The 10,844-nt window shown below is 45.1% G+C and carries 10 protein-coding genes and 1 rRNA gene; 10 read left to right on the forward strand and 1 reads right to left on the reverse strand.

What is annotated here, in order from left to right; genetic code table 11:
* Positions 1–105 (reverse strand): 16S ribosomal RNA (locus tag NG821_RS10525); the annotation flags it as partial.
* Positions 106–763: 658 nt separating this feature from the next.
* On the opposite strand from NG821_RS10525, the gene NG821_RS10530 reads away from it, so the two are divergent.
* The 10 genes from NG821_RS10530 to NG821_RS10575 all read left to right on the forward strand — a co-directional run bounded on the left by NG821_RS10530 (position 764) and on the right by NG821_RS10575 (position 10,799).
* On the forward strand, positions 764–1,501 hold the full coding sequence (locus NG821_RS10530) for a Bax inhibitor-1/YccA family protein (protein ID WP_252761625.1): 738 nt from the start codon (positions 764–766) through the stop codon (positions 1,499–1,501).
* 910 nt (positions 1,502–2,411) lie between these two features.
* Positions 2,412–2,885 carry an arginine repressor gene (gene argR / locus NG821_RS10535; protein WP_252761626.1) on the forward strand — a complete coding sequence of 158 codons (474 nt, stop codon included), beginning with the start codon at positions 2,412–2,414 and terminating at the stop codon, positions 2,883–2,885.
* A gap of 84 nt (positions 2,886–2,969) precedes the next feature.
* Entirely contained in the window at positions 2,970–3,566 is a 597-nt protein-coding gene (locus tag NG821_RS10540) for a GNAT family N-acetyltransferase (RefSeq protein ID WP_252761627.1), read from the forward strand.
* A 160-nt stretch (positions 3,567–3,726) separates the two neighbouring features.
* The gene (locus NG821_RS10545) at positions 3,727–4,926 is read left to right on the forward strand and encodes an argininosuccinate synthase (RefSeq protein WP_252761628.1); all 1,200 of its coding nucleotides are present in this window, start codon (positions 3,727–3,729) and stop codon (positions 4,924–4,926) included.
* 108 nt (positions 4,927–5,034) lie between these two features.
* Complete coding sequence (locus tag NG821_RS10550) at positions 5,035–5,292, forward strand: PspC domain-containing protein (protein WP_317233086.1); 258 nt, start codon at positions 5,035–5,037, stop codon at positions 5,290–5,292.
* Between the two features lie 58 nt (positions 5,293–5,350).
* Positions 5,351–6,352: an N-acetyl-gamma-glutamyl-phosphate reductase gene (gene argC, locus NG821_RS10555; RefSeq protein ID WP_252761629.1), complete on the forward strand. Its 1,002-nt coding sequence runs from the start codon at positions 5,351–5,353 to the stop codon at positions 6,350–6,352.
* The gene (locus NG821_RS10560; protein ID WP_252761630.1) at positions 6,352–7,494 is read left to right on the forward strand and encodes an aspartate aminotransferase family protein; all 1,143 of its coding nucleotides are present in this window, start codon (positions 6,352–6,354) and stop codon (positions 7,492–7,494) included. The genes argC and NG821_RS10560 overlap by 1 nt, the downstream gene beginning before the upstream one ends.
* A gap of 65 nt (positions 7,495–7,559) precedes the next feature.
* Positions 7,560–9,044 carry an ATP-binding cassette domain-containing protein gene (locus NG821_RS10565; RefSeq protein WP_252761631.1) on the forward strand — a complete coding sequence of 495 codons (1,485 nt, stop codon included), beginning with the start codon at positions 7,560–7,562 and terminating at the stop codon, positions 9,042–9,044.
* A 166-nt stretch (positions 9,045–9,210) separates the two neighbouring features.
* Positions 9,211–9,990 (forward strand): pyrroline-5-carboxylate reductase family protein, encoded by a 780-nt coding sequence (locus tag NG821_RS10570; protein WP_252761632.1) that lies wholly within the window; start codon positions 9,211–9,213, stop codon positions 9,988–9,990.
* Between the two features lie 251 nt (positions 9,991–10,241).
* On the forward strand, positions 10,242–10,799 hold the full coding sequence (locus tag NG821_RS10575) for a helix-turn-helix domain-containing protein (protein WP_252761633.1): 558 nt from the start codon (positions 10,242–10,244) through the stop codon (positions 10,797–10,799).
* Positions 10,800–10,844 lie beyond the last annotated feature (45 nt).

Below are 10,844 nucleotides of genomic sequence, written 5' to 3' on the forward strand. Positions count from 1 at the left end.
GTCGACGACAACGCCAAGCAAGCTTGGCGCCCGTTTCCCCTCGACTTGCATGTGTTAAGCCTGTAGCTAGCGTTCATCCTGAGCCAGGATCAAACTCTCCATTGTAAATTGTCTTTCCTGCGCCGCTCCCCTCTCCCTTGCGGGAAAAGGAAGACGGCGCCTTTGTTCTGTTCAGGGTACCCTTCCGTTCCGACCGCGACTTTCGTCTCGGCAGACGGACGGTTCTTTCTTCTTCTACGCTCGGGATCTGCCTGTGTACCCGAAAGTACATAGGCAAGTCCCATTCTTGTACTGCCTGTCTGTTTTATGTGAATCTTTTCAAAGAACTCTTTCTTTCGCTCCCGGTTTTTTGCCGAAAGCGGTTGCAAAGGTATGCATTTCTTCCGAACCCTCCAAATATTTAGAGGAAAAAATTCAAGAAAAATACATTTTCTTTTCTTCTATTGATTTAGATCAATTCTCAATTCCTTAGTACCTTATATAATGAGAGGACTAAAGTTTAATCTTTTATCCGATTTGCGAAAGAGAAATCTTATATGTCCGTAGACTTAACCGAGAAGATACAGACTGCGCAAGGATGACAAGCCATGAGAAAGGAGAAAGAAGAAGTTCTACAAACAGGGCCATAACTGTCAAAAGCATTTATAATAGGATATAATCAACCTACAAAACGTTAAAATTCGTGTTTTTTCTTGTTTATATAGTGCAATGGCTTTATATTTGCAGAATATAATATTAAGAAAAGAATTAAAGGAAGACATTTATGACAGAAGAGGAATTGTATAACTCACTAAACCATTATGGGGATCCACAGCAGAGCAAAGTTAAAGAATTAAACCGAGCTTTGCCAATCCTCACCAGGAAGATGTACGTATGGATGACGTTGGCATTGGTACTGACAGGCGTAACAGCTTTCGGAGTAGCCAGCAGTCCTAATTTATTAAGAGCCATCTATACCAACTCCGCTATCATGTGGGGTCTCATTATCGGAGAATTTGCCCTAGTAATTGGAGTAACGGCAGGCATCAACCGGCTTTCACTAGGTACAGCTACATTCATGTTTATTCTGTATTCTGTACTAAACGGGGCATTGTTCTCGTCTATCTTCATGATTTATACCATGACCTCGATAGCGAAAGTCTTTTTCATAACGGCAGGGACATTCGGTGTCATGGCAGTTTATGGAAGTACGACGAAGAAAGATCTGAGTTCAATCGGGAACATCTGTTTTATGGCCCTTATCGGTTTAGTCATTGCCACCCTGGTAAATGTCTTTCTGAAGAGTGCCATGTTCGACTACATCCTGTCCTATATCGGCATCGCAGTCTTTGTAGGTTTGACGGCATGGGATACCCAAAAGATGAAAAGAGTCTTGTCTACGCAATATGACGTCAGCGAAGGTGCCCAGAAGATTGCTCTACTCGGGGCATTGAACCTATATATGGATTTCATCAACTTATTTCTCTATTTCCTGAGAATATTTGGTAATAGCAACAAATAATTGATTCCACATCCCATACCTCAATTCTAGTTTTCTTAAGAAAGGTAGAATTGAGGATTTTTTATGCCCCATCTTTATCATAAAATCGTCTAATCCCCCTTTCCAGAACACCGGCGATTCCTGAATTATACAAAAGATCCACAAACTTTTGTTCCTCGTCTTATCCCGAATTGGCAGAAAGGGCATTGCCTATTTAGGATATCCCCCAATTCGTTGGGTCCAAGGATTATCTGGAAGACCTTAAAACTGGCATATTACAGTAGTCATTGTCCACTCCGAGAGACCTACTTGTTCCCATCACGAGAGGCACTTTGCAATATGCTACATAATGGTGCACCATTATCCACCATTTTGGTACACCATTATGCAGCATATTGGTCGGTTCCTTATTCGATTGCTAGAAAACTTAAGTTCGGCGGCTTCATTTTTCATCATAGAACTGGATGACTATTGACCCAAGTTAGTTCGGGGCATTTAAATGGTACTTCATTTTTATCATAGGTTGACGGCACCTCTTATAATAGCATTACAGATTTATTTCCACTGTCGTTACGTCTACGATATGAAGCGGATATAGGATCAGGAAACATCTCATTTTCCTACACATCCCCATCACTTCTCAGATCGTCCATGGCCGGCATTTCAGTTTCCCTCAACAGAGAAGAAGGAAAATCCCCTGATTTATCGCCTCAAAGGCAGACTCTTTTCTCAACATATTCTGCCCTATCGAAAGCCAAAGAAACAGTCCACCGATTCCTGTATTTTTCTCACCAACTAAATGAATTAATATGCAATGACTAAACATAAATAGTTTAACTTTCAGTTTTTCTATTATTTTTATGCAATATTATTTGTTTATTTCAATAAATATCTATAATTTTGCAGTCATGAATGAATAAAAATACATCTTATGAAAGTAAAAGACAGCAGATTGGAAGCCCTGAAAATGCTTATCTCCAGCCAAGAACTGGGAAGTCAGGAAGAAGTTCTTGAAGCTCTTTCAAAAGAAGGATTCAAACTTACACAAGCTACGCTTAGCCGCGACCTCAAACAGTTAAAGGTAGCCAAGGCAGCCAGTATGAATGGGAAGTATGTATACGTCTTACCGAATGAGACCATGTATAAGCGTGTCCACAGTCCCCAGTCAGCCATAAAGATGATGCAATCTCCCGGATTCCTTTCCCTGAATTTCTCAGGAAACATAGGGGTCATCAAGACACGTCCGGGGTATGCCAGCAGCATTGCCTATAATATCGACAATGCCAAACTCCCGGAAATCTTAGGAACGATTGCAGGAGACGACACGATCTTCATTGTCAAGAAAGACGATGCAAGTGAGAGGATCATCACAGACGACCTGATGTCAATTATTCCGAACGAGTAATCGATCACATAATAGCATTACCGCGTACAGGCATAAGACAACAACGAGAAAAGGCCTAAGGCCAGAATTAATAATCACAAGGAAATGGAAGAAATCAAAGTAAGGGTAGCAGACGCTTCTGATGAGAAATACGTAGATACCATTCTCAAGACGATTGCTGAAGCTGCAAAGGTACGGGGCACAGGGATTGCCAAACGTACACACGAGTATTTGGCTACAAAGATGAAAGAAGCCAAAGCTGTGATAGCCCTTTCTGGAGACAAATTTGCCGGTTTCAGTTATATTGAAACCTGGGGCAACAAAGAGTATGTCACAACATCAGGACTTATTGTCCATCCCGACTTCCGAGGCTATGGCATAGCCAAGCGGATCAAGAATCTCACCTTTTCATTGGCACGGGTGCGATGGCCGAATGCTAAAATTTTCTCTTTGACTAGCGGCTCTGCGGTCATGAAGATGAATACCCAATTAGGCTATCTACCCGTAACCTTCAACGACCTCACCAAAGATGAAGCTTTCTGGAGAGGGTGTGAAGGTTGCATCAATGTAGATGTTCTTCACAGGACACATCGGAAATATTGCATCTGTACAGCAATGCTGTTCGATCCAAAAGAAGTCCTGCCTGTAAAAATACCTGATGAAGTCCTTGAAAGGATCAAAAGGATTGACAGCAATAAATAAATCCGAGTTTATAAGCGGAAAAACCGAGCAGGACGAACGGGCAAAAGCATCAAGTCAGATGCCCGGAAGATGATTCTTAAGTCACCTTTTTCCTTTCAACCCATCCGCCTTTCTGCCGCAAATGTCTAAATAAATATCATCAATTAAAATCCATAAGAAAATGCAAAACAAGAAAGTCGTCGTCGCCTATAGTGGAGGACTAGACACCTCTTATACAGTTATGAAACTCTCACAAGAGGGTTGGGATGTTTATGCCGCATGTGCCAGTACCGGCGGATTCAGTGCCGCACAATTGAAGAAAAATGAAGAGAACGCCTATCTACTGGGAGCAAAGCAATACGTCACACTTGACGTGACCCAGGAATATTACGAGAAATCTCTCAAGTATATGATCTACGGCAACGTTCTCAGGAACAACTGTTATCCTATTTCCGTGAGTAGCGAGCGTATCTTCCAGGCCATTGCCGTAGCCCGCTATGCCAAGGAGATCGATGCAGATGCCATCGCCCACGGTTCAACAGGCGCAGGGAATGACCAGATCCGTTTCGATATGACCTTCCTCGTGATGTGCCCGAATATCCAAATCATCACATTGACACGTGACCATCACCTGACACGTAAAGAAGAAGTGGATTATCTGAACAGCCACGGTTTCAATGCAGATTTCACCAAACTCAAATACAGTTATAATGTCGGCATCTGGGGAACCAGTATCTGTGGAGGAGAGATCCTCGATTCCGCACAGGGATTACCGGAAGAAGCTTACCTGAAACATGTCGAACAGACCAAAGAAAGCATACTGAAGATCACATTTGAGCAAGGTGAGATCGAGTCTGTCAACGGTGAAGTGTTCGTAGATAAGGTCAAAGCCATACAGAAGATCGAAGAAATAGGTTCTGCCTATGCCATCGGCCGTGACTGCAATGTCGGTGATACGATCATCGGAATCAAAGGACGGGTAGGCTTTGAGGCTGCCGCTCCCAAACTGATTATCGAAGCACACCGCCTGCTGGAGAAATACACCCTCAGCAAATGGCAGCAATACTGGAAAGACCAAATCGGCAACTGGTACGGAATGTTCCTCCATGAGAGTCAGTATCTCGAACCTGTCATGCCGGATATCGAAGCCATGATGACGTCTTCCCAAAGACATGTCAACGGTACAGTCATCCTGAAACTCAGACCTCTGGGTTTTGAAACTGTCGGCGTAGATTCACCCGACGATCTCTTGAAGTCCAAGTTAGGTGAATATGGAGAAATGCAACATGGTTGGACGGCAGAAGAGATGAAAGGATTCATCAAAGTGCTGTCTACTCCTCTCCGCGTCTATTACGGGATTCACCCTGATGAAAAGAGATAACCCTTCAGAGTCTCATCCATTAAGGGAACACTTCCCGAAGTTTCAGAGTCAGAAAACTATCGATCTCTGAACCGTTCAAAATGTATCACCCCTTTTAAAACCAAATATATGAAGCAGATGGATAAAAAACTGACAAGGTCAATGACTGATGCAAAACTGGGCGGAGTATGTGCAGGCATCGCCCACTATTTCGATGTTGACCCGACATGGATACGAATTGCCTATGTCGTTTTTACAGTCATCACCTGCATTTTCACCGGTATCATCGTCTATATTGCCTTGTATCTGATCATTCCTAAAGATACCACCATAAAACAAGACGGAGAGGACTCTAAAGGAATGAATACTGAAGATACGGGTGAATAAACTGACGGATTCCCGATCAAAAGCGAGATTCCGGAGACCCAACTAAAATCATCAAATCATGATAAAAATAGGAATATTAGGAGCTGCCGGATTTACGGGTGGCGAACTCATCCGGCTTCTCCTCAATCATCCTGAAGCAGAAATTGTCTTTGCCAATAGTGAGAGCTGTGCCGGAAAATATATCACAGACATCCATGAAGGATTGTATGGCGATACGGATATGAAATTCACCTCCGAGATGCCTTTTGACCAAGTGGATGTCCTATTCTTCTGTTTCGGTCACGGCAAGAGCGAGGCTTTCATGAAAGCCCACGACATACCTGAAAACGTAAAAATCATTGACCTTGCACAGGATTTCCGCCTGGCACCGGATGTCGTCGCCAAGACTCAGCACCCGACCGCCCAAAAACACGACTTTGTCTATGGTCTGCCGGAGATCAATGCCACAAAGATTGCCAAGGCCCGACATGTCGCCAATCCCGGTTGTTTTGCCACCTGCATCCAATTAGGATTGCTCCCCGCAGCTCAGATGCACCTTATCACAAAGGATGTGTCTGTCAATGCCATCACCGGCAGCACCGGGGCAGGTCAGAAACCCCAGGCGACGACTCATTATTCATGGAGGGATAACAACCTGAGTATCTATAAGGCCTTCCGCCATCAGCATGTTCCGGAGATCCGACAGAGTCTGAAGCAAATCCAGGGATTTCTGGATGCGGGCATCGACTTTATCCCTTACCGGGGATGCTTTACCCGAGGTGTTTTCGCTACCGAAGTTGTAAAGACCGAAACATCGGGTGAGGACATCGTCGCAGGATACAAGAAATTCTATCAGGGAGCCGCGTTTACACATTATGTCGACCAGCCCTTGGACTTGAAACAAGTTGTCAATACGAACAAAGCCCTCATACACGTAGACAAGATAGATGATAAACTGTTGATTACTTCATGTATCGACAACCTTCTCAAAGGGGCCGTCGGACAAGCCGTACAAAACATGAATATCATGTTCGGAATAGACCAGAAAACAGGATTAAATTTAAAAGGAAGCGCATTTTAATGAAACTATTCAATGTATACGCACTCTTTGATGTTGACATCGTCAAGGGAAAAGGATGTGAGGTATGGGATGATAAAGGTCAGAAATATCTGGATATGTATGGCGGCCATGCCGTCATCAGTATAGGACATTGCCATCCTCATTATATAGAGATGATGACCAACCAACTCCACAAGTTGGGATTTTACAGTAACTCTGTCATCAATCCCCTGCAACAACAGTTGGCTGACAGACTGGGCAAGATCAGCGGTTATGACGACTATCAGTTCTTCCTGATCAACTCCGGTGCCGAAGCGAATGAGAACGCCCTCAAACTGGCTTCATTCCACACAGGGAGAACCAGAATCCTCGCTGCAGAGAAATCCTTCCACGGAAGGACATCCTTGGCTGTAGAGGTCACCAACAACCCCAAGATAACGGCTCCCATCAATGCCAACAGTCATGTGACTTTCCTGCCCCTCAATGATCTGGACGCTTGGAAGAAAGAACTGTCGAAAGGAGATGTCTGTGCCTGTATTCTGGAGTGTATCCAAGGTGTTGGAGGCGTCAATATGGCGACACCCGAATTTGCCCAAGGACTCCAAAAGGCCTGTAAAGAGAACGGTACCGTCCTCATCACAGACGAGATACAGTGCGGCTATGGCAGAAGTGGAAAGTTCTTTGCCCATCAGTGGCTGGGAATCAGACCCGATCTGATCACTGTAGCCAAAGGCATCGGCAATGGCTTTCCTATGGGCGGCGTACTCATCTCACCCGAGTTCAAACCCTTCCCCGGAGAATTAGGTACGACTTTCGGGGGGAATCATCTGGCTTGTACGGCAGCCCTGGCCGTACTGGATGTCTTTGAAAAAGACGGGCTGGTGGAAAATGCCCACCTCGTCGGTGAATACCTCATCCAAGAATTGAAGGAACTGCAACAACGCAACAAGCATATCCTCGAAGTGAGAGGCCGGGGACTGATGATCGGCGTTGTCATGGACATTCCACAGAAAGATGTCAGAAACAAACTCATCTATCAGCAGCACTGTTTTACAGGTTGTGCGGGAAACAATATCCTGCGGATCCTGCCTCCACTCTGCCTGACAAGAGACGAGGCAGACCTGTTCATCGAGAAACTGGAGACCGTTCTCAACGAATTTTAATCTCTGAGACCCCATTGAGCGAACAGCAACAAAAAAATAAAATCAGAAGAGTTTTATCCTAATATATGCAGACAATCATCCGTATCAATCAAGGCATTCCCCGTATGCCGGCATGGCGCTTGGCAGAACCAGTCGATTTTGAATCCAAAGATGGAGAGCACATCGCCATAGTCGGTCCTAATGGAGGAGGAAAATCCTTATTGGCAGACATCATCATCGGGAGTCATCCGCTATTGAGACAAGATCCGGCGTACGACTTCTCCCCCAGTAAGAAAGAACGGGTGAGCGATAATATACGTTATATCACTTTCAGGGACTCCTATGGCGGGGATAACGACAAGACCTATTATCTTCAGCAGCGCTGGAATCAACAGGAAATCGACGACAACACACCTACTGCAAAAGAAAAACTCGAAGAGGCCTTCCAACTTGCCGGTGAAGACACGCCGGCACGCCGGGCCTTGCAGCAGCACATCTACAAGCAGTTTGACATGGAATCCTTTCTGGATAAGTTTATTATCCTCCTTTCCAGCGGAGAACTCAGGAAATTCAAATTGGCGGAGACACTGTTCGCCGAGCCTCGGGTACTGATCATGGACAATCCTTTCATAGGACTGGATGCAGAGACCCGAATACAATTGAATATCCTGCTATCCCAACTTGCGAAAGAAAACAGTTTGCAGATTATCCTGATTCTGTCAAAAGCAGACGATATTCCGGAATTCATCACGCACGTGGTGGAAGTCAAAGACTTGAAAGTCCATCCGAAAGTGCCGAAAGCCGAATATCTGTCACACCGTTCCCCTTTCCCGACAAGGGTGCTCAGCAAGGAGAAAGAAGAGGCTATCATCGCACTCCCCTACAACACCAATGAATACCATGCCCATGAGGTCGTCAAAATGGACAAGGTCAGCATCATTTATGGCAAACGTACCATCCTGAAAGACTTGGACTGGACAGTCTATAATGGAGAGCGTTGGGCTTTGCAAGGTCAGAACGGGGCAGGAAAATCGACTCTCCTGAGTTTGGTCTGTGCTGACAATCCCCAGAGCTATGCCTGTGACATCACTCTTTTCGACCGCCCCAGAGGCAGCGGTGAGAGCATCTGGGATATCAAGAAGCATATCGGTTATGTCTCCCCTGAACTGCAAAGAGCTTATCAGAAGAATCTGGACTGCATCCGTATTGTGGCCAGTGGACTGAAAGATTCCGTGGGCTTATATGCCAAACCTTCGGATGACGATCTTGAGAAATGCCGCTTCTGGATGCAGATTTTCGGACTCGGACATTTCGAGCATCTCCCCTTCCTCAAGATTTCCAGTGGAGAACAGCGGCTCGTACTCTTGGCACGCGCTTTCGTAAAAGACCCGGAGCTTCTGATCTTGGATGAGCCTTTGCACGGATTGGACAATACTAACCGGCGCATGGTCAAGGACATCATCGAAGCATTCTGCAAGAGGAAGAACAAGACTCTGATTATGGTCTCTCACTATCAGGAAGAATTTCCAAACTGCATCGACCACAGCATCTATCTTCAAAGACACGTCTGACAAACAGATATACGATGCCATTTGATTCTTCAGAGTCATGAAATAAAACAGAATCAGATGGGAAGTTGATCAAATTTTCTTAACTTTGTAAACCATACCATACCTTTCCAAGAAAGATAAGGCGAGACGTCAACACAGAAATTTTATCACAGACAGAAATACGAGTATGAAAATATCAGTTATCGGGGCCGGCGCTATGGGAGGAGCCTTTGCGGAAGGCCTGTTAAAAAGTCAGTTGTTCAAATCTGAAGACATTACCGTTGCAGATCCCACACCTGCAAAATTGGAGCACTATGCCAAAGAAGGTGCCAGTATCACCACAGAGAACATGATAGCTGCCAAGGCAGATATTGTTTCCGTAGTGGTCAAACCTGGAATAGTAGAAAGTATTCTAAAAGAAATCAAAGACAGTCTGGATTACGGGCATCAGATGCTGATCATCATTGCAGCCGGTATATCTTCCGGTCAGATCAACAGTTGGCTGGATAAGAAGGGTACTCTTCCACCCTACTTCATGGTGATCCCCAATATTGCCATTGCAGAGAAAGCCTCCATGACATTCATCGTCCCCCAAGGCGCGAGTGACGAACAGACCAAGACCATTACCAGTCTTTTCGACGAGTTGGGTGGCAGCATGATCACGAAAGAAAACCTGCTTGCTGCAGGAACGACATTGGCAAGTTGCGGCATAGCCTATGCGCTGCGCTATATCCGTGCCAGCGCAGAAGGCGGAGTAGAACTGGGCTTCAAAGCCAGTGACGCGACCAGGATCGTCGCCCAGACCGTAGAGGGTGCCGTCAAATTACTTCAGGCCAAGAACGGGCATCCGGAGGCGCTCATCGACCAGGTCACCACTCCTGGCGGTGTCACGATCCAAGGGCTCAACGAAATGGAACATGCGGGTTTTACAAGTGCTGTTATACGAGGCCTTAAAGCCGGAATATAATCTCCTGAAACCGGAGAACACATGAGTTTGCCAAGCAACTAGAATCTCTCATATTGCGCATCGGCAAGTAAAGTCAAGCGTTAATTCTGCACAGACGAAAAAGATTTGTGCAAGGAATAATTACACACTTTAAGCCGATTGTGCAATTTTTTACTTTTTATTTCAAATCGTACCAAAAAAGCAGTCTGCTGAAAGGAAACTTCGGAAAAGATTTCGTAAATTCGCAAACACAACGCATTAAAACAACAATAATGGAAGAAGATATTAAACAAATCGGTGAACGCCTGAAAGGATTGAGAGAAGTACTCAATATCCCCGCGCAGGAAGTAGCGGATCTTTGCGGAATCACCCTGGAACACTATAAGAAAATCGAAGCTGGAGAAGCTGATCCTTCTGTATACAGGTTGTCCAAAATTTCCAAGAGATACGGTATAGACCTCGAGGTTCTGCTTTTCGGAGAAGAGCCTCACATGAGCAGTTATTATATTACCCGCAAAGGTGAAGGCCCTGAGATTGACCGCGGTGATGACTACAAATACCAGAGCATCGCCTCTGGGTTCAGAGGAAGGAAAGTTGATCCTTTCATCGCTCAGGTGGATCCATTACCGGGGGACAAGAACCACAGCAAGAATACCACGAATGGACAGGAATTCGTCATGGTCTTTATCGGTACTCTTGAACTGACGATTGATGACAAGGTCCTGGTCCTGAATGAAGGCGACAGCATCTATTATGACGGTCGTGTGCCTCATTGCATGCGTGCACTTAACGGCCATTCTGCCATATTCTTGGATATCGTCATCGACTAAATAACTGAACTAATAATAAACATGGTGTTGTGTGGTCTTCAATAC

This window comes from Segatella cerevisiae, assembly GCF_024054555.1.
Lineage (GTDB): Bacteria > Bacteroidota > Bacteroidia > Bacteroidales > Bacteroidaceae > Prevotella > Prevotella cerevisiae.

Bases quoted from the DNA above. Each gene is read 5' to 3' on its own strand.
- NG821_RS10545 (WP_252761628.1), top strand. From the start codon at position 3,727: ATGCAAAACAAGAAAGTCGTCGTCGCCTATAGTGGAGGACTAGACACC.
- NG821_RS10565 (WP_252761631.1), top strand. From the start codon at position 7,560: ATGCAGACAATCATCCGTATCAATCAAGGCATTCCCCGTATGCCGGCA.
- NG821_RS10575 (WP_252761633.1), top strand. From the start codon at position 10,242: ATGGAAGAAGATATTAAACAAATCGGTGAACGCCTGAAAGGATTGAGA.
- argC (WP_252761629.1), top strand. From the start codon at position 5,351: ATGATAAAAATAGGAATATTAGGAGCTGCCGGATTTACGGGTGGCGAA.
- NG821_RS10560 (WP_252761630.1), top strand. From the start codon at position 6,352: ATGAAACTATTCAATGTATACGCACTCTTTGATGTTGACATCGTCAAG.
- argR (WP_252761626.1), top strand. From the start codon at position 2,412: ATGAAAGTAAAAGACAGCAGATTGGAAGCCCTGAAAATGCTTATCTCC.
- NG821_RS10530 (WP_252761625.1), top strand. From the start codon at position 764: ATGACAGAAGAGGAATTGTATAACTCACTAAACCATTATGGGGATCCA.
- NG821_RS10570 (WP_252761632.1), top strand. From the start codon at position 9,211: ATGAAAATATCAGTTATCGGGGCCGGCGCTATGGGAGGAGCCTTTGCG.
- NG821_RS10540 (WP_252761627.1), top strand. From the start codon at position 2,970: ATGGAAGAAATCAAAGTAAGGGTAGCAGACGCTTCTGATGAGAAATAC.
- NG821_RS10550 (WP_317233086.1), top strand. From the start codon at position 5,035: ATGAAGCAGATGGATAAAAAACTGACAAGGTCAATGACTGATGCAAAA.